This window comes from Marinobacterium sp. xm-g-59 (assembly GCF_013283315.1).
Lineage (GTDB): Bacteria > Pseudomonadota > Gammaproteobacteria > Pseudomonadales > Balneatricaceae > Marinobacterium_E.
In genome coordinates this window covers 1-18,060 of sequence record NZ_WBYR01000012.1, presented here as the reverse complement: position 1 = coordinate 18,060, position 18,060 = coordinate 1, and the positions used below count along the sequence as shown (strand labels likewise).

Below are 18,060 nucleotides of genomic sequence, written 5' to 3'. Positions count from 1 at the left end.
ACAGGTTATTCCTGTCCGTCATAAACACCCCCGCCTTCGGTTTTAAAAAGCATCTATATAACAAACCGTTAACTGTTTATTCAAAATTAGTTAGCTGTTTGTCCTGTAAATTAACTACATAATCACTGAAAGCCCCTCTCCCTCTGTAGCGGCAATAAACCTCTGTCAGGTATAATTTGCGCGATTTTGGGAAAGGTCCGTCTGTACGATTGAGCTTCAAAAGAGCGAGATGGTTTCAGTACGAGGCTTTAAAAATTTTTAGCGGATTGGAATAAAGCGAATGATCAAGATCAGAAAGGGTCTAGATCTGCCTATCACAGGTGCACCAGAACAGAAGGTATCCCCTTCAGCTGATGTTAAAACTGTGGCGCTTCTAGGAGCCGATTACGTTGGTCTAAAACCAACAATGATGGTTCGGGAAGGGGATCGAGTAAAACTCGGTCAGGTGATCTTTACTGATAAGAAGAATGATGGCGTTCAATTCACAGCTCCTGGTGCAGGGGTTGTTACTGCGATTAATCGCGGTGAACGTCGAGTGCTACAGTCAGTCGTCATTGAATTGGATTCAGACGAAGACGCAGTTGAGTTTTCTAGTTACGCAGCTTCTGAGCTTGCCTCTTTGGAAGAGTCTCAGGTTCGTGAAAACCTAATTGCTTCAGGGTTGTGGGCTTCTCTAAGAACTCGTCCTTTCGGTAAGGTACCAGCAGTCGATGCGGTACCAAGTTCGATCTTTGTGACTGCGATGGACACCAATCCATTAGCGATGGACCCTAGCGTTGTTCTAAGTGCCGAAAAAGAGGCGTTTGAACAGGGTCTAACCGTTCTGACTCGCATCCAAGCCAACAACGTTTATCTCTGTGCAGCTCCAGGTACAGAGCTACCTTCCGTATCTGGTGTTACAACAGAAACCTTTGAAGGTACTCACCCTGCCGGCAACGTAGGTACACACATTCACTTCCTTGATCCTGTTCACCGTAACAAGCAGGTATGGTACTTGGGTTACCAAGATGTGATCGCGATCGGTAAGTTATTTACAACGGGTCGTTTGAGCACTGAGCGTTACCTATCTTTAGCGGGTCCCCAAGTTGAGGTGCCTACGCTGCTTAAAACACGTGTTGGTGCGTCACTTGATGAGTTGACGGCTGGTCAGCTTAAAGCTGGCGATAACCGTGTGATCAATGGCTCTGTTTGGAATGGTGCTAAAGCGTCTGGTCCAACCGCTTACCTTGCGCGTTACGCCAACCAGGTAAGCGTTCTTCGTGAAGGCACAGAACGTGAATTCATGGGTTGGGTAGCACCAGGCACAGAGAAATTCTCTGTGATGAACATGTTTGTATCTATGTTCAAGCCGGGTAAAAAGTTTGCCTTTACTACAACAACAAACGGTTCAGAACGTGCCATGGTTCCTACTGGTCAGTTTGAACGTTTGATGCCCCTAGATATTCTTCCAACTCAACTGCTTCGTTCACTGGTTGTCGGCGATATCGCTGTTGCTATGGACCTTGGTTGTCTTGAGCTGGAAGAGGAAGATCTGGCGCTCTGTACTTTTGCCTGCCCAGGTAAATATGAGTACGGCGAGATCCTTCGTGACAACCTTTCTCGTATAGAGAAAGAAGCCTAAGGAGGAGAAGATTATGAGCTTACGTGGTTTTTTTGATTCTTTAGAACCTCACTTCCACAAAGGTGGTAAGTACGAGAACTGGTACGCACTCTACGAAGCGGTAGATACCATTTTCTACACGCCAGGTGCCGTGACTAAGACAGCCTCACACGTTCGTGATGCGGTTGACCTAAAACGTATGATGATCCTGGTTTGGATGTGTACCTTCCCTGCGGTATTTGCTGGCCTGTACAATGTTGGCTTCCAAGCAAACAGCGCAATGGAAGTGCTTGGCCTGACCGAAGCGGAAGGCTGGCGGGGTGCTGTAATTTCTGCTCTTGCAGGTTACGACGCAACAAGCGCCTGGGATAACATCCTACATGGTGCCATGTACTGGCTACCCATCTATGCAACGACCTTTATTGTAGGTGGCTTCTGGGAAGTCCTATTTGCAATGAAGCGTGGCCATGAAGTGAACGAAGGTTTCTTCGTAACTTCGATCCTTTTCTCACTGATTCTTCCTCCGACTGTTCCGCTATGGCAGGTCGCACTGGGCATCAGCTTTGGTGTTGTTATCGGTAAAGAGGTGTTCGGTGGTACTGGTAAAAACTTCCTTAACCCAGCACTGACAGGCCGTGCATTCCTATTCTTTGCTTACCCAGCACAGATGTCAGGTGATGCGATCTGGACCGCAGTTGATGGCTTCTCAGGTGCAACACCGCTTGGTCTAGCCGCTGCAGGTGGTATCGAGGGCGTTCTTGCTGCAAACGTGACTTGGATGGATGCTTTCCTAGGCTCGATTCAAGGTTCAGTGGGTGAAACCTCAACATTGGCGATCATGATTGGTGGTGCAGTGTTGCTGTTTGCTCGTGTTGCCGCGTGGCGAATTGTTGCCGGTGTTTTCCTCGGCATGGTTGCGACCACGTTACTGTTCAATGCGATCGGTTCTGAAACCAATCCAATGTTCAGCGTTCCTTTCTACTGGCATCTTGTTATGGGTGGATTCGCGTTCGGTATGTTCTTTATGGCGACCGACCCAGTTTCTGGCTCAATGACGGATAAAGGTAAGTGGGTTTTTGGTGCTCTAATCGGCGTGATGGTTGTTCTTATCCGCGTGGTTAACCCAGCATTCCCAGAAGGTATGATGCTCGCGATCCTATTCGCGAACCTCTTTGCACCGCTCATCGACAACTTCGTGGTGCAAGCGAACATCAAACGGAGGATCGCACGTAATGTCGGCTAATAACGATACAATTAGTAAAACAGTCACGGTTACTGTTCTGCTATGTGTAATCTGTTCGGTTGTGGTGTCAGCAGCGGCTGTCATCCTTAAACCAAAACAGGTTGCCAATAAAGATCTTGACCGTAAGACCAATATTCTTGCGGCAGCCGGTCTTCTTCAACCCGGTAAATCGGTTGATGAACTGTTCGCACAGATCACAACTAAAGTGGTTGATCTTGAAACAGGCAAATTTACTGATGCAGTAGATGGCGCCAAGTTTGATATTCAGAAAGCTGCAAAAGATCCAGCGCTATCGAAAGCACTTCCACGTGAAGACGATAAAGCGTCGATTAAGCGTCAGCCTAACTACATGCCGGTCTACGTTGTAGAGGGCAGTAACGGTGGTATGGATAAGATCATTCTACCTGTTCACGGTTACGGTCTGTGGTCGACACTTTATGGCTTCCTAGCACTTGAAGGCGATCTAAATACCGTTGTTGGTTTAGGTTTCTACTCACACGCAGAGACTCCGGGTCTTGGTGGTGAGGTCGATAACCCAGCTTGGAAAGCCGTTTGGCCCGGTAAGAAAGTCTATGCTGACGATATGCAGAAGCCTGAGCTTCAGCTAATCAAAGGTAAGGTTGATTCTTCAACGGTAAACGCTGAGTACAAAGTTGATGGTCTATCAGGTGCAACGTTAACTGCTAACGGTGTCACTAACCTTGTTCAATTCTGGATGGGCAAAAACGGCTACGCTCCGTTCTTGGCTAACCTTCGTGCAGGAGATGCTTAATCATGGCTAAGTCAAAAGAGATCTTGACGACCCCTATATTTAAGGACAACCCAATTGCACTGCAAATATTGGGTGTATGTTCTGCACTGGCAGTGACGTCAAACATGTCAACGGCATTGGTTATGTCATTGGCTGTTATCGTGGTTACAGCGTTTTCAAACATGTTTGTTTCGATCATTCGTAACCATATACCTGGCAACATTCGTATCATCGTGCAGATGACCATCATTGCATCATTGGTAATCGTCGTTGACCAGTTCCTCAAAGCCTTCGCTTACGATATTTCTAAGCAGCTTTCGGTGTTCGTAGGTCTGATCATTACTAACTGTATCGTTATGGGTCGTGCAGAAGCATTTGCTATGAAGAACCCACCACTGCCAAGCTTCCTAGATGGTATTGGTAACGGTCTTGGTTACGGTGCAGTACTGATGTTTGTCGGCTTCTTCCGCGAACTTCTTGGTGCAGGGTCACTGTTCGGTATCGAAATTCTTCCGCTAGTGACTAACGGTGGTTGGTACCAGAGCAACGGTCTGTTGTTGCTTCCTCCAAGTGCTTTCTTCCTGATCGGTATCTTCATCTGGATCATCCGTTCATGGGATCCAAAACAGGTAGAGGCGCCAGATTTTGAGATGGCGGCTAACACTAAAGGAGGTTCTCACTAATGGAACAGATGATCAGTCTTGCCGTAAAGGCGATCTTCGTTGAGAACATGGCGCTCGCATTCTTCTTGGGAATGTGTACCTTCTTGGCGATCTCTAAAAAGGTTCAAACCTCTTTTGGTCTGGGTGTAGCTGTCATCGTCGTATTGTCGATCACGACTCCCGTCAATAACCTAATCTACAACAACCTTTTACGTGAAGGCGCGTTGGCTTGGGCAGGTTACCCAGAGGTTGATCTTAGCTTCCTAGGCTACATCTCTTACATCGGCGTTATCGCTGCCCTTGTACAAATTCTAGAGATGTTCCTAGATAAATTCGTTCCAGCGCTTTACAACGCGCTGGGTGTCTTCCTACCACTGATTACCGTTAACTGTGCAATCATGGGTGCGGCATTGTTCATGGTTGAGCGTGACTACACCTTTGGTGAGAGTGTTGTCTACGGCACAAGTGCAGGTATCGGTTGGGCGCTCGCGATTACAGCGTTGGCTGGTATTCGTGAGAAGCTGAAGTACTCAGATGTCCCAGAGGGTCTTCGTGGTCTTGGCATCACCTTCATTACTGTTGGTTTGATGTCACTAGGCTTTATGTCTTTCTCTGGCGTGTCTCTGTAACTGGTCTACTAGGAGAGGAATGAATTAGCTATGAATGCAGAAATCATCCTAGGCGTGGTGATGTTTACAGTCGTGGTGTTAGCACTTGTTGCTGTCATCTTGGCTGCCCGCGCTAAGCTGGTTAGCTCCGGCAATGTAACAATTGAAATCAATGGTGATCCTGAAAAAACGATCACTGTCCCTGCAGGCGGTAAGTTGCTGAATACACTGGCAGATAAGGGCGTGTTCCTTGCATCGGCTTGTGGTGGTGGCGGTACCTGTGCCCAGTGTAAGTGTGAAGTTCATGAGGGTGGCGGTTCAATGCTACCGACTGAAGAGTCACACTTCACAATGCGTGAAGCGAAAGAGGGCTGGCGTCTAAGTTGTCAGGTGCCTGTTAAGCAGGACATGAAGATTCATGTTGAAGATGACGTGTTCGGCGTTAAGAAGTGGACCTGTACGGTCGAGTCTAACCCGAACGTTGCAACTTTCATCAAAGAGCTGACGTTGCGTCTTCCTGAGGGTGAAAATGTTGATTTCCGTGCTGGTGGTTACGTTCAACTTGAGTGTCCACCTCATACAGTCAACTACAAAGACTTCTTGATCGAAGAGGAGTACCACCCAGATTGGGATAAGTTCGATATCTGGCGTTACGTCTCTAAAGTAGACGAAACAACGATCCGCGCTTATTCAATGGCAAACTACCCTGAAGAGCGTGGTGTGGTTAAGTTCAATATCCGTATTGCAACACCGCCTCCAGGTCGTGACGATGTGCCACCGGGCATCATGTCATCTTACGTGTTTAACCTAAAACCAGGTGATACGATCGATGTGTACGGCCCATTCGGTGAGTTCTTCGCTCGTGATACTGAAAACGAGATGGTCTTCATTGGCGGTGGTGCAGGTATGGCACCTATGCGTTCACACATCTTCGATCAGCTTAAGCGTCTAAACTCTAAGCGTAAGATCTCTTTCTGGTACGGCGCACGTTCTGTTCGTGAAGCTTTCTACACAGAAGAGTTCGATAAGTTGGCTGAAGAGAATGAAAACTTCGAATGGCACCTAGCGCTCTCTGATCCACTTCCTGAAGATAACTGGGATGGTCTGACAGGCTTCATTCATAATGTCCTTCTAGAAAACTACCTGAAGGATCACGAAGCACCAGAGGATTGTGAGTACTACATGTGTGGGCCACCAATGATGAACGCAGCGGTGATCGACATGCTGCTCGACCTAGGGGTTGAACGTGAGAACATCATGCTTGACGACTTCGGTGGCTAATAGATGATTTCAGGTTTTCAAAGCCTTATTAAATGGCCGGTAGCTATGCTACTGGCCGTTTTTGTTCTAACGGGCTGTAACTTTTTTGAAAATGAGAAGGTGGTTGGCATTGATGGTCAAACCATGGGCACTACCTTCAGTATGCGCTGGGTTGACCTTAATGAAGATCGAATCAACGATATTCGCAATCGTGCCGGTAAGGTTCTTGCAACCGTTAATCAGCAGATGTCGACCTACATTCCTAATAGTGAACTCTCGACCTTTAACAAACTTCCTGCGGGCAGTGAGATGGAAGTCTCCGATGCGCTAGCGGCGGTTGTAGAGCAGTCACTAGCGATCAGTGAGCGTTCGGGCGGGGCGTTTGATGTCACAGTAGGTCCACTGGTTAACCTTTGGGGTTTTGGGCCTAATGGCCGCATCGAAAAGGCACCCACCGAGGCTGAGATCGCTTCATTGAAAGAGCGTATTGGTTACCAAAAAGTCGAGGTTTTAAAAGACCCCTCTCGTCTGAGAAAATTAGGACAGCAGTATGTTGATCTCTCTGCCATCGCTAAAGGCTATGGTGTCGATCAGTTGGCTGAGATTCTCGAAGCCGAAGGTATTCACAACTATTTGGTTGAGATAGGTGGTGAGCTTCGAGCGAAAGGCTTGAAGCCAGATGGTTCACACTGGCGCATTGCCATTGAGTCACCGGCATCGATGGAGCGCAGTATCGGACGAATCATTAATGTTAAGGATACGGCGATTGCTACATCCGGTGATTACCGAAACTACTTTGAGGAAGGCGGTGTCCGTTTTTCGCACACCATTAATCCTGAGACGGGTAAACCGATTACTCACCGCTTAGCGTCAGTAACCGTATTAACGCCGACCTGTGCTGAGGCGGATGCATTAGCAACGACCCTGATGGTCATGGGCGAAAACAGAGGCTTTGAGTTCGCCAAAGAAGAGGGGATAGCAGCCTACTTCTTATATAAGTCAGAGCAGGGTGATACATTTATCGAACAGGCAACAGCAGAGTTTGAAGCCTTTGTTCAAGAAGGAGAGTAAGCCATGGAAATTATGGTCATTACATTTATTGTTCTACTGGTTGTCATCGTTGGTATGTCAGTAGGCGTGATCTTCTCGAATAAGCCAATTAAGGGCTCTTGTGGTGGCATGAGTGCACTCGGCATGGATACCGTTTGTGATATCTGTGGCGGTCGTCCCGAAGATTGTGATGGCGAGCAAGACGCGGTCCAAAAGAAAGAGATTAATAAAGACGATCTAGCTTACGAAGTTAAGTAGATCGATCGACGATAACGACAAGGAAAGTTGAGGTACTAAATGGCAGCCTACGAATACGATGTAGTGGTAATTGGCTCGGGTCCTGCGGGTGAGGGTGCTGCAATGAATGCAGCTAAAAAAGGTCGCCGTGTAGCGGTGATCGAAGAGCAGTCCACAGTCGGCGGTAACTGTACTCATAAAGGTACCATCCCTTCTAAAGCGCTGCGTCACTCCGTTAAACAGATCATCGAGTTCAACACCAACCCAATGTTCCGTGATATCGGTGAACCACGCTGGTTCTCATTTCCTAAAGTGTTAAGTCGTGCCGAGAAGGTGATCTCTAATCAGGTCATGCTACGCACTAACTTCTATGCGCGCAATCGTGTTGATCTCTTCTTTGGTGAAGCCAAGCTGGTTTCAAACAGTGAAGTCAGTATTGAAGGTAATAACGGCAGTGCTGATACGCTCAAAGCGAAAAACATCATCATCGCAACGGGCTCCAGCCCATACTGTCCACCGGATGTTGATTTTAACCACCCACGTATCTACAACTCAGACACTGTGCTTAAACTCTGCCATACACCACGCAATATGGTGATCTACGGTGCCGGTGTTATCGGTTGTGAATACGCCTCTATCTTCAGTGGGTTAGGGGTGAAAGTGGATTTGATCGACAATCGTGATCGTCTTCTATCTTTTCTAGATGGCGAGATCTCTGATGCGTTGAGTTACCACCTACGCAACAACGGCGTCATGATTCGTCACAACGAAGAGTATGACAAGATTGAAGGGACAGAGAACGGTGTCGTAATCACCATGAAGTCTGGTAAGGTCCTTCGTACGGATGCCTTCCTATGGTGTAACGGTCGTACCGGCAATACCGCACAACTTGATCTTGATAAGGTCGGTTTGAAAGCCAACGGTCGCGGACAGTTGGATGTTGATGATCACTACCGTACGGAAGTCGATGGTATCTACGCTGTAGGTGATGTGATCGGCTGGCCTGGCCTGGCATCAGCAGCGCTTGATCAAGGGCGTGCCGCTTCAGAAGATATGTTGGATGCCGATGATTTCCGTTTTGTCAGTGAAGTGCCTTCAGGTATCTATACCATTCCAGAGATCAGCTCGATCGGTAAAACCGAAGAGGAGCTTACCTCGGCAGCGGTACCCTACGAAGTGGGTCAAGCCTTCTTTAAAGATACTGCGCGTGCTCAGATTTCCGGTGAACCCGTTGGTATGCTGAAAATCTTGTTCCACCGTGAATCTCTGGAAATTCTGGGTATCCACTGCTTTGGTGACCAAGCATCCGAGATCATCCACATCGGTCAAGCGATCATGGCACAAGAGGGTGAAGCGAATACTGTGAAGTACTTTGTAAACACCACCTTCAACTACCCAACCATGGCTGAAGCCTACCGTGTTGCTGCTCTTGCGGGCCTAAACCGATTAGAGAGTAAATAAACTATTCTATGGTTGTTAAGAGCGCCTTAGGGCGCTCTTTTTGTTTAAGCCAAAGATCTATAACGGTATAACTAAATTAGCTACAATGGTTCATTACTTCACCGAAGGGGTTTGAACCGTGAGCGAGCTGACACCACTGCATGAGTTAAGGTCTAAAATCGAAGAGATCATCGTCGGCCAAGAGTCTGTGATCGATCGTCTTCTTATTGCGTTACTCAGTGGCGGGCACGTGCTCCTTGAAGGCCCACCGGGTCTAGCTAAGACAACTCTGGTTCATTCTCTCGCCGCGGGAATGAATGCCCGTTTTCAGCGTGTTCAATTTACACCGGATCTTATGCCAGCCGATTTGACTGGCAGTGAAGTGTTCGATGCCAATAGTGGCAGCTTCCGTTTTATCGAAGGACCACTGTTTCATGAGGTGTTACTGGCTGATGAGATCAACCGTGCGCCACCTAAGGTGCAATCTGCACTGTTGGAAGCCATGGCCGAGCATCAAATCACGGTGGCCGGTAAAACCTATCCTCTGCCTCCTGTCTTTATGGTGTTGGCAACTCAAAACCCCCTAGAACAATCGGGTACCTACCCTCTGCCTGAAGCTCAACTGGATCGTTTCCTATTCAAGATCGTATTGGACTACCCAAGCATCGATGAAGAGATCGAGATCACTCGTCGAGCTCGTGCCGCCCAGGAGGGGCATGTCGAGGCCGACATGCAGGCCCTACTGACACCCAGTGAACTTCTTGCCTTAAGAGAGACGTTAAACAGTGTCTTTATTGAAGAAAGGGTAGAGCGGTTTGCGATAGAGTTGGTCTCTGCCACTCGTCGATTAAATCAATACATCCCAGAGTGGTGTGGTTATGTGAAAGCGGGTGCGTCGCCCCGCGCGTCGATTGCTCTGCTTCAGGCGGCGACCGCAAGAGCACTACTGAATCAGCGTGATTTTGTGTTACCTGAGGATATTCATGCGCTTGCCGTTGATGTACTTCGTCATCGCTTGGTACTCAGCTTCTCGGCTAAGGCCGACGGGGTAACTGAAGAGGCAGTGATTCATCGTCTTTTAGAGACGCTCCCCGCGGTTTAACAGGTCTGTTGTGAACAGCTTAGTTGACCAACCACTGCTGACTCCTGATGAGATAGCACAACTGATTGCCTCTGGCGCTGCCTTGGCTTCACAGGTAGTAGGTCAGATTAATCAACGTCTAAACAGTGGTGCTAATAAAGCAGCATTATTAGGCAGTGGTACGGAATTTGATGACCTAAGGGTGTTTCAGTTTGGGGATGACCCTCGAAAGATCGATTGGCGCGCCTCTGCTCGATCTCAAGAGAGGTTAGTTAGATCCTACCGCAGTGAATTTCAGCAACCTCTTCAGTTGGTCGTTGATCGCAACTCAACCATGCGGTTTGGCACAAAGAAGCGTCTGAAAGTCACTCAAGCGGCTAGATTGTCACTCTGGTTAGCAGGTATTTACCATCAGCAAGATTATGCACTGGGTGCGTTTTTATTAGAGCAGAATGCCACTGTGTTTGACTCTAGGGTGGGGGATGACTGGCTCAACCTTCTCTGTGAGGCTTTGGTCTCGCCTGCACCGCCTTCGCAGAATTCAGCGATCAACTGGGATGCTGTTTTAACGCAACTTGTTTCTGATACACCCACCGGTGCTAAAGTCATTTTGATTTCAGATTTTAGATCGTTGAACTCAGATCACCGAGCGCTTTTAACTGAACTATCAGAAAAGAGATCATTGAGCGCGTTCCTCATTTCAGACCCCATGGAGAGAGATCCAAAGGCGCTGTTAGGTCGTGATTTGATCTGGGGTCCTAAGAGGTTCTGTGTCGATGACCAAGAGTCCATCGCTCGTATTCATCAAGCCTACTCGAATCGGTTGTTAGAGATTCAGGATCTAATGTCACAATCAGGCATCCCACTGATTGAGGTCTGTAGTTCGCTCGATCAGTTTACCCTGAGCCTGTTAGGTGGTGAGTATCATGAATGAAGCACCGTTAAGGCTGTTCGATATTTTGCCAATGGTTGACCACTCATCCAATCTGGCACTGACGGCTATACTCTCTCTGACAGTACTATTTACCCTATTTATTGCAATTTGGTACCGCTTTTTTACACCGCTGGCAAAGTTGCAGCGCGCACTATCTAATCAATCAATGACGCCGCGTCAGGGCTGTCATCAATTAGCGGGAATCATGGTCATTGACACTGCCTTACTACAGGAACTGAACAGGTTGCGGTTTCAACCTGTTGAACCGACACTTGATGAAGTTCAAACATTGATCAAGAGGGCGCGACATGTTCTCTGATTGGGGAATGTTACAACCTCTTTGGTTGTTACTAACGCCTCTGATTTTGATTCTCTTTTGGCGTCGAAGAGACTCTGATGCGCCTTGGCCAGACCTACTGCAAAGAGAGAGAGTTCGTTACCCTCTTTATGGCGAACTGACTAATGAACAGCCGGAAGCATCGCAATACCAGCCTCGTCGTGAACGGCTATTGTTGATGTCGATGACATTATTCGTATTGGCTTTGGCGCAACCCGTTATCTACCGTGACACCATTGAGCTACCAGATCAGAAAGATCCTGTAGACCTAGTGCTATTGGTGGACACTAACATCACGATGGTGCTGAAAGACTATTTTGACGGTCAACAGTCGATTGAAAGAATGAGCCTTACCAAAGAGCTCTTATCAGAGTTCGTTAATAGCTTTCAGGGTAATCGTATTGGCCTAAGTATTATGGGTAACCCTCCCTATCATTGGTTGCCGTTTACCGATGATCGAGACGCTGTGACACAGGCCATTGCTCGTATTAGGGTGACACTCGGCGGGCGTTTAAGCGACATGTCGGCGTCACTCAAGCTGGTCAGTGACAACTATCCAACGGATCTTAATCCTGTCGTTGTGATGGTGACCGACAGTGGTATTCAGTTGGGTGAAACCTCTCCACAAGCCGCTGCGAAAGCCCTAGCTGATGCCGGCTATACCCTCTATGTCATTGCGATAGGCTCGACTGAGCTCTCTCAGGAACAGAAAGCGCGTGCCGGATTTGTCTATGATCCCGTGGACCTCGCTCTGTTGGATGAAGTGGCTAAAGCGGGCGCCGGCAAGATGTTTCACGCTCTGAACATCGATGCTTTTGAAGAGGCTCTGCAAACCATTTCACGTGAGCAGACGACTCAGAATCGATCGATTAATACATTGCCCTTGGTGGAGCCGCTCTACCCCTGGTTTATTCTGTCTGGACTCACGCTGCTGATACTGATCTTTGTTAGGAGGAGCGTCTGATGGTTTATTGGCGCGAACCTCTTCTGCTATGGCTAATGCTATTGCCATTGGCGATTCTCGTTATCTCTACTGTTAGAGAAAAAAGGAGACTGACACAGCTGGTCGATGATGAGCTGCTCCCTTGGGTTCAGCCACCCAGTCGCTCTGGACAGGAGGGGTTAAAGCCGCTCTTATTGTCATCGGTTTGGGCGCTTTTGATCCTCTCATTAGCGGGACCTAGAACCCCCCAATTCATACCAAATGATCTTACATCAGCGCAGGATCGAGTCATTATCCTGTTGGATTATTCAGACTCCATGCGAGCGATAGATGCGCGAGGTCTTCAGGGTGTGGTGCCTCGCATAACTGCAGCCACCGAGCTGGCAAACTCTTGGCTGGACCCTGATGTACAGATCGTTGAGACAGGTCTATTAGCTTTTTCTGGCAGTGCACACTGGCTATTAAAACCGACCATGGACAGTCATCTAATCCAACATTTTCTAGCTCAAGGTGATGAGTTTTATCTGCCCACTCTTGGGAGTAACCTAGTTGAGGCATTGTCGGCCATTCGGTCTCTGCCAAGGGGGCCTGATACAAAAAGCCATATAGTGCTTTTAACGGATGGAGATGTGGCTCTGGAAAACAGCGAGAGCATAGAGTCCGCTCTAGTATCCCTGCATGCCTCTATGCCGATGACACTGAATCTAATCGGGTTGGGCGGTGGAGAGCCTACTCAAGTACCCGGTCACCCTTCGGCAAACACTCAAATGAACATCACCTTTCTTAAATCGCTGGCGTCACTGCATCCTGATTTTAGCTACAGGACACCGGAATCCTTGTTAGGGCAGCCCTTGCTAAAGTGGCTCAATATTGAGTCTAGGCGTATCACTCCAGAGAACTACGCCCGAGTTGTCTGGTCTGAGTGGTTTTCGATACCGCTATTGATAGCACTTCTGCTCATAGTCGTTCTCATTCATCGTTCACCAACGAGGTGGTCGAATGGTTAGTCTAAAACGAGCTGCGCTATTCGGTTATGGCTTACTTTTGCTGTTAGTGATGCTGACCTATTGGGTGGTTCCGCAGTTTATTGAACCTTCGAAATATGAATCACAGTTTCAGCAAGCAGAAGCCTGCTATCGTCAGCAAGATTGGGAGTGCGCGCAGCTCAATTTTGCGTCGGCTGTCTGGTCCTCTGAATCGAATATTGATCGTGGGATTGCACTGTTTAACCTGGCGAATACTCACTTCTACCGAGGCGAATACACACAAGCTAAGTTGCTCTACCAAGAGGCAGAAGAGTTTGGGGTGGATGCGAAAAAAATAGCGGTGAACCTAGCCTTTGCGCGTTCACTCGAAGCATCAATGAAGCAGCTGTTATTGGATATTCAAAAGAGTGCCGATAAAGCCGATTGGCATAACGCTTCAGGTAACCTACCGATCGACCTTTTGGATCAGGTGGCCGAAGGTGTCTACCTTGGTGTCAGTCAGGAGCTTCCGGAAAATATACTTAACCTATCGGCCGATCAGGTCAAACCCCTGTTAATGGCCTCCATCGATCAGCATTTAGGCAGGCAGAGCGAGCTGGAGTACCAGCCACGCTGGATCAGAACTGAATCGACCGACTCCGGAACGACTGCAGAGTTATTGAGTCGTGTGATGCGCCTTGAGTTAGATTTACCTAATAGCATCGATCCAACTCCTATCAAAGTGGAGGGGGAACGGCCGTGGTAAAACTGTTATTGATGCTCGTCTTCAGCATCGGGCAGCTTCATGCGGCCAACTTGTCTATCCTGCCTGAAAAAGATCAGATCGAGCAGGGCCGCTCTGTGATAGTCAATATCCTCTATGTTGGCCCCACCTCGCCAGATGAGTTGAATGTTAAGCGTTGGCAAACTCAGGTGTTTACAGAAAAAGGTTATCGTAAAGAGAGAGAATTGCCCGATGGGCAGGTAGAAGTAAAGCAGCGCCTTACACTCTTTCCAAGACAATCAGGTCTGCTAACCTTGGGCCCCCTAGCATTGGGTGGGGCTAAATCGCAGCGTTTTAATCTGATGGTGACACCTGCGGTGGTTAATAATGTAGACATTACACCTATCTGGGACACACTGCCGGAACAGATCTGGCAAGGCGAATCCATTGAGAGTTGTGTGAGTATGCCGTTATCTGAGCAACGCAACCGTATTAAGATTGAGTCGCTGGAAATTCCGGGAATCTCTGCAGTGCAGACACTATCCAGAACAGGTTTATTTGAGGAGCAGCTCATCGCAAAACGGTGTTGGCGCTTCTCTGCCCAACAGTCTGGAAATTACCTCATTGAGTTACCACCCATTATCCAACGAGGGCGTGGCCGGTGGACTTTCTATCTACCAGCTCAGGTTATTGAAGTCTTACCTCTGCCAAGCTATCTGCCAAACAGCATCAGTATCGGCAAGCCGAATATTGAGGTACAGCAGGGTGAGCTTGGTTGGCGAATCAGTGTCCAGGTGGTTGCAGGGTCTTCGGCGCAAACCTTATGGGGTGTAAGAAGTGCGCTAGCCAGAGCGATGGCTATTTCTACAGATCAAATCATAGATTCTGAGGGTGAATTTTTTGTCCCCTATAAGCGCTGGTCGTTTGGCCAGATTGTCACAGTAAAACTCCCTTTCTTTAATACACTAACGGGGCGATTAGACACAGTTGATCTGCTGCTTAAAGCGCCCTGGAAATTGCCAATGACCGCCATTGTGCTCTTATCGATAATCGCTGTCGCTATCCTCATTAAAGTGACTCTTTTAGCGGGAGCATTTAGGCAAAGAAGAGCAAGAGTACAGGCGTTTAAACGTGCGATCTACTCAGCAACGACGGCTGATCAGCTTAGATCACTCGTGTTAGCGAGTGGTTGTGCTGGGGCAGAGGGTAGCGAGCGTTATAAAACCCTACAACACTGGGCCGATGCGCAAGGTGATCAAGAGGCGACTTGGCTAGCTCACAGCATTAACCAATTGGCTTTTTCTAAAAGCGATCAAGCGCCTCTTGAAGAGATAAAACGAGCATTGATCAATCGATTAACTCTTTAGGTTTACCAATTGATCGCTCTTTTTAGAGTTCGCCTTTGATGACAATGTCATCTTTAGACACAGAAGCAATGTCACGATGTCCCATAAAGGCCATAGTCAATTCAGCCTCCTCATGGAAAATCTCTAACATTCTTGTCACACCCGCTTTACCCATAGCGCCTAGGCCATAGACCATAGGACGGCCGACCAACACGCCTTTAGCACCCAGTGCGCGAGCACGAATCACATCTTGGCCAGAGCGGATGCCACCATCCATCCAGACCTCGATCTGATCACCAACAGCATCAACAATCTCTGGGAGAACACTGATCGATGAGCGAGCACCATCTAACTGACGGCCACCGTGGTTTGAGACGACAATGGCGTCGGCACCTAGCTCGATACATTTCTTCGCATCCTCAGCTTCTAGAATGCCTTTGATGATCAAAGGGCCATCCCAAAGTTCACGGAAGAACTTCAAGTCGTCCCAATCTAGGTTGGGATCAAAGGATCCAGCGGTCCATTTCATAAGATCGTTCATGTCATCAACGCCGGTCGCACAGCCTTGAATGTTGCCAAACTCACGATTTTTAGTCCCCAACATGCCGAATGCCCAGCGTGGACGACGTGAAATATCTAAAATATTGGGGATAGTCAGGCGGGGTGGTGCGGTCATACCGTTGCGGTGATCTGCGTGGCGCTTACCAATCATCTGCAGATCCAGTGTAACGACCAGAGCGGAACAGCCTGCCGCTTTAGCGCGTTCGATCAACTTCTTAGTGAATTCACGATCTTTCTGAACATAGAGCTGGAACCAGAAAGGCTTGGTGGTTGCTTCAGCGACCTTTTCAATAGAACAGATGCTCATGGTAGACAGAGTAAAAGGGACACCAAATGCCTCGGCAGCTTGTGCCGCTTTGATCTCACCATCAGCGTGCTGCATACCCAGAAGTCCAACCGGAGCCATCGCAACCGGCATGGAGACATCTTGTCCTACCATCTGAGTCGCTAGAGTGCGGGGTGCAAGATCACGCGCCACCCGTTGACGGAACAGAATTTTGTTAAAGTCAGAGTCGTTCATTGCCAACGTCTGTTGCGTCCATGATCCAGACTCACAGTAGCCTTGGAACATTTTAGGGACACGTTTGTGGTAGAGACGACGTAGATCAGATAGTTCGCAAATGATACTCATTGAAGGGCTCCTTAACTTTTTTTGCACTCTATCCTGTTGCAGAGTACTCTTGCAGAAAATAAACACCACTTGTCAGACCAGTTATGTCGATCACTTCTTCTCTGTTATCGCTATTGATGGATACCACTCGAGCAGGTGAAACCCTTCCGTCTGAGTCGAGGTTGGCCGCTCACTTTTCAGTATCGCGAAGTGCGATTAGGGAGGCTATGTCAGAGTTGCTTGCCGCCGGTCTGCTCATTAAACAGCAGGGACGTCTTACTCGTCTGGTTAACCCCTTAGAGAGTGTGGTTCTTAATTTACCGGTGAAAGCGGAGCCGACATTGAATGACGTTAGGGATGTGCTTGAGTTAAGAGCTTTTATTGAATCTGTGGCCGCTGGATGTTGTGCTGAAAACGCTTCGAAAAAGCAGATTGCAATCATTCGATCTGAGTTCGAGATGATGCAGCTGCGGAGTCAAAAGAACACGACATTGATTCGGGCAAAAGCGGATCTTCAGTTTCATATGCTGATCGCTAAATACAGCCACAACTTAGTAGTCGCTAGTTTAAGTGAACTCTTCTACAACCGTTATTTCTCTTCTATTTACAAGGCTTTAGATCTAACACTTAAACGTTATGGGCGATATCCTGAGCGGATTAATCCCCAGCATCAGCAGATATTCTCGGCTCTTGAACAGGGGGATCGGTTAGCTGCTGAGGAGGCGGCAAGAGAGCATGTGCTTTACACACGCTCTCTGTTGGAACTCGCTCGCTAACTCTCCCCGAGTTGATTGGAGACTGACTCGCCTCGGATGGCCCGAGTTAGATGAAGCTCAAGTACTGAGTTTAGCTTATCTTGGTCGATCGGCTTGGCAACGTAGTCGTCCATACCGGCCTGTCGCATGCGTTTAATGTCATCCTCAAAGGCTGCCGCAGTCAGAGCGATAATAGGGACTCTATCCATTGATCCTTTGGTCCGAATTAATGCAGCTGCTTCAAAACCATCCATAACAGGCATCTGGATGTCGGTAATGATCAGATCATAAGACTGACGTTCAACTTCATTGACCAGCTCTTGTCCGTTTTCAACAATCAGGTGATCAATGGGCAATTTTTGCAGTAGCTTATCGATGACCATTCGGTTGATCGGGTTGTCCTCTGCGACGATCACTTTTGCTCGTTGCTCAAAGTTGTTCAGTTCTGATGCTGTGCCCTCAGGCTCATTTATATTGGGTGTCTGGTGATGGTGCACCGGTATTCTCTCTTTGGGTAGAGAGATTCTAAAGCTGAATCGGCTGCCTTCACCTAGTGTAGACTCAATGTGAAGTCGCCCTCCCATTTTTTCGATTAACGATGAGGCAATGCTGAGCCCGAGCCCCGTACCTGTTCCTTTTCGTGAGAGCGAGTCGTCCAGTTGGACAAAGGGTTTGGCCAGACGTTCAATGTCATTTTGGGCCATGCCTGGGCCAGTATCCGATACAGAGATTTCTACACTGATATCCGCTTCTCGATCGTCTAGCAGATCTATTTTTAAGGTGACACTGCCTTGCTCAGTAAATTTGATGGCATTGTTACAGAGGTGAGATATTGTCAAATCTGGTGTACGGCATCAGGCGGCATTCCTGTCTGATTGATCCTGTACTTGCTCACCGTCCTTGAACGGTACGTTGTTGACCACCAAGGTCAGCAGATTAAATCCTCTTATCCG

General features: G+C 48.2%; 19 protein-coding genes. 17 read left to right on the top strand and 2 right to left on the bottom strand.

Annotated features, from left to right (window positions below):
- Window positions 1–280 precede the first annotated feature (280 nt).
- From XMG59_RS10835 to XMG59_RS10760, 16 genes are all read left to right on the top strand, one after another.
- Window positions 281–1,621, top strand: a complete 1,341-nt coding sequence (locus tag XMG59_RS10835) for a Na(+)-translocating NADH-quinone reductase subunit A (RefSeq protein WP_173482079.1) — start codon at window positions 281–283, stop codon at window positions 1,619–1,621.
- 13 nt (window positions 1,622–1,634) lie between these two features.
- The gene (locus XMG59_RS10830; RefSeq protein ID WP_173482078.1) at window positions 1,635–2,843 is read left to right on the top strand and encodes an NADH:ubiquinone reductase (Na(+)-transporting) subunit B; all 1,209 of its coding nucleotides are present in this window, start codon (window positions 1,635–1,637) and stop codon (window positions 2,841–2,843) included.
- The gene (locus XMG59_RS10825; RefSeq protein ID WP_173498706.1) at window positions 2,833–3,615 is read left to right on the top strand and encodes a Na(+)-translocating NADH-quinone reductase subunit C; all 783 of its coding nucleotides are present in this window, start codon (window positions 2,833–2,835) and stop codon (window positions 3,613–3,615) included. Before XMG59_RS10830 ends, XMG59_RS10825 begins: the two co-directional genes overlap by 11 nt.
- A 2-nt stretch (window positions 3,616–3,617) precedes the next feature.
- Window positions 3,618–4,277 (top strand): NADH:ubiquinone reductase (Na(+)-transporting) subunit D, encoded by a 660-nt coding sequence (locus XMG59_RS10820; protein ID WP_173498705.1) that lies wholly within the window; start codon window positions 3,618–3,620, stop codon window positions 4,275–4,277.
- The gene (gene nqrE / locus XMG59_RS10815; protein WP_173498704.1) at window positions 4,277–4,885 is read left to right on the top strand and encodes an NADH:ubiquinone reductase (Na(+)-transporting) subunit E; all 609 of its coding nucleotides are present in this window, start codon (window positions 4,277–4,279) and stop codon (window positions 4,883–4,885) included. The genes XMG59_RS10820 and nqrE overlap by 1 nt, the downstream gene beginning before the upstream one ends.
- A gap of 30 nt (window positions 4,886–4,915) precedes the next feature.
- Entirely contained in the window at window positions 4,916–6,145 is a 1,230-nt protein-coding gene (gene nqrF, locus XMG59_RS10810; protein WP_173498703.1) for an NADH:ubiquinone reductase (Na(+)-transporting) subunit F, read from the top strand.
- A gap of 3 nt (window positions 6,146–6,148) precedes the next feature.
- Complete coding sequence (locus tag XMG59_RS10805) at window positions 6,149–7,195, top strand: FAD:protein FMN transferase (protein WP_173489147.1); 1,047 nt, start codon at window positions 6,149–6,151, stop codon at window positions 7,193–7,195.
- A gap of 3 nt (window positions 7,196–7,198) precedes the next feature.
- Complete coding sequence (gene nqrM, locus XMG59_RS10800; protein ID WP_173482072.1) at window positions 7,199–7,432, top strand: (Na+)-NQR maturation NqrM; 234 nt, start codon at window positions 7,199–7,201, stop codon at window positions 7,430–7,432.
- Between the two features lie 39 nt (window positions 7,433–7,471).
- Window positions 7,472–8,872 (top strand): Si-specific NAD(P)(+) transhydrogenase, encoded by a 1,401-nt coding sequence (gene sthA / locus XMG59_RS10795; RefSeq protein WP_173498702.1) that lies wholly within the window; start codon window positions 7,472–7,474, stop codon window positions 8,870–8,872.
- Window positions 8,873–8,990: 118 nt separating this feature from the next.
- Window positions 8,991–9,953, top strand: a complete 963-nt coding sequence (locus tag XMG59_RS10790) for a MoxR family ATPase (RefSeq protein WP_173498701.1) — start codon at window positions 8,991–8,993, stop codon at window positions 9,951–9,953.
- Window positions 9,954–9,963: 10 nt separating this feature from the next.
- Complete coding sequence (locus XMG59_RS10785; protein WP_173498700.1) at window positions 9,964–10,866, top strand: DUF58 domain-containing protein; 903 nt, start codon at window positions 9,964–9,966, stop codon at window positions 10,864–10,866.
- Window positions 10,859–11,185 carry a hypothetical protein gene (locus XMG59_RS10780; protein WP_173483491.1) on the top strand — a complete coding sequence of 109 codons (327 nt, stop codon included), beginning with the start codon at window positions 10,859–10,861 and terminating at the stop codon, window positions 11,183–11,185. The genes XMG59_RS10785 and XMG59_RS10780 overlap by 8 nt, the downstream gene beginning before the upstream one ends.
- A gap of 7 nt (window positions 11,186–11,192) precedes the next feature.
- Complete coding sequence (locus XMG59_RS10775; protein ID WP_173498699.1) at window positions 11,193–12,167, top strand: VWA domain-containing protein; 975 nt, start codon at window positions 11,193–11,195, stop codon at window positions 12,165–12,167.
- Entirely contained in the window at window positions 12,167–13,153 is a 987-nt protein-coding gene (locus XMG59_RS10770) for a VWA domain-containing protein (RefSeq protein WP_173482066.1), read from the top strand. Before XMG59_RS10775 ends, XMG59_RS10770 begins: the two co-directional genes overlap by 1 nt.
- Complete coding sequence (locus tag XMG59_RS10765; RefSeq protein WP_173482065.1) at window positions 13,146–13,877, top strand: hypothetical protein; 732 nt, start codon at window positions 13,146–13,148, stop codon at window positions 13,875–13,877. Before XMG59_RS10770 ends, XMG59_RS10765 begins: the two co-directional genes overlap by 8 nt.
- Window positions 13,871–15,202: a hypothetical protein gene (locus tag XMG59_RS10760; protein ID WP_173482064.1), complete on the top strand. Its 1,332-nt coding sequence runs from the start codon at window positions 13,871–13,873 to the stop codon at window positions 15,200–15,202. The genes XMG59_RS10765 and XMG59_RS10760 overlap by 7 nt, the downstream gene beginning before the upstream one ends.
- 22 nt (window positions 15,203–15,224) lie before the next feature.
- Here XMG59_RS10760 and XMG59_RS10755 read toward each other — a convergent pair whose 3' ends face one another.
- The gene (locus XMG59_RS10755) at window positions 15,225–16,373 is read right to left on the bottom strand and encodes an alpha-hydroxy acid oxidase (protein WP_173495475.1); all 1,149 of its coding nucleotides are present in this window, start codon (window positions 16,371–16,373) and stop codon (window positions 15,225–15,227) included.
- Between the two features lie 83 nt (window positions 16,374–16,456).
- On the opposite strand from XMG59_RS10755, the gene XMG59_RS10750 reads away from it, so the two are divergent.
- A complete protein-coding gene (locus tag XMG59_RS10750) occupies window positions 16,457–17,128 on the top strand; it encodes a FadR/GntR family transcriptional regulator (protein WP_173494501.1) in 672 nt (223 codons plus the stop codon).
- On the opposite strand, the gene XMG59_RS10745 is transcribed toward XMG59_RS10750, so the two are convergent.
- Entirely contained in the window at window positions 17,125–17,946 is an 822-nt protein-coding gene (locus tag XMG59_RS10745) for a response regulator (RefSeq protein ID WP_173498698.1), read from the bottom strand. The genes XMG59_RS10750 and XMG59_RS10745 overlap by 4 nt on opposite strands.
- Between the last annotated feature and the right edge of the window lie 114 nt (window positions 17,947–18,060).

Coding starts and splice junctions, on each gene's coding strand:
- XMG59_RS10835 (WP_173482079.1), top strand. CDS start 281: ATGATCAAGATCAGAAAGGGTCTAGATCTGCCTATCACAGGTGCACCA.
- XMG59_RS10830 (WP_173482078.1), top strand. CDS start 1,635: ATGAGCTTACGTGGTTTTTTTGATTCTTTAGAACCTCACTTCCACAAA.
- XMG59_RS10825 (WP_173498706.1), top strand. CDS start 2,833: ATGTCGGCTAATAACGATACAATTAGTAAAACAGTCACGGTTACTGTT.
- XMG59_RS10820 (WP_173498705.1), top strand. CDS start 3,618: ATGGCTAAGTCAAAAGAGATCTTGACGACCCCTATATTTAAGGACAAC.
- nqrE (WP_173498704.1), top strand. CDS start 4,277: ATGGAACAGATGATCAGTCTTGCCGTAAAGGCGATCTTCGTTGAGAAC.
- nqrF (WP_173498703.1), top strand. CDS start 4,916: ATGAATGCAGAAATCATCCTAGGCGTGGTGATGTTTACAGTCGTGGTG.
- XMG59_RS10805 (WP_173489147.1), top strand. CDS start 6,149: ATGATTTCAGGTTTTCAAAGCCTTATTAAATGGCCGGTAGCTATGCTA.
- nqrM (WP_173482072.1), top strand. CDS start 7,199: ATGGAAATTATGGTCATTACATTTATTGTTCTACTGGTTGTCATCGTT.
- sthA (WP_173498702.1), top strand. CDS start 7,472: ATGGCAGCCTACGAATACGATGTAGTGGTAATTGGCTCGGGTCCTGCG.
- XMG59_RS10780 (WP_173483491.1), top strand. CDS start 10,859: ATGAATGAAGCACCGTTAAGGCTGTTCGATATTTTGCCAATGGTTGAC.
- XMG59_RS10775 (WP_173498699.1), top strand. CDS start 11,193: ATGTTACAACCTCTTTGGTTGTTACTAACGCCTCTGATTTTGATTCTC.
- XMG59_RS10770 (WP_173482066.1), top strand. CDS start 12,167: ATGGTTTATTGGCGCGAACCTCTTCTGCTATGGCTAATGCTATTGCCA.
- XMG59_RS10765 (WP_173482065.1), top strand. CDS start 13,146: ATGGTTAGTCTAAAACGAGCTGCGCTATTCGGTTATGGCTTACTTTTG.
- XMG59_RS10755 (WP_173495475.1), bottom strand. CDS start 16,373: ATGAGTATCATTTGCGAACTATCTGATCTACGTCGTCTCTACCACAAA.
- XMG59_RS10750 (WP_173494501.1), top strand. CDS start 16,457: ATGTCGATCACTTCTTCTCTGTTATCGCTATTGATGGATACCACTCGA.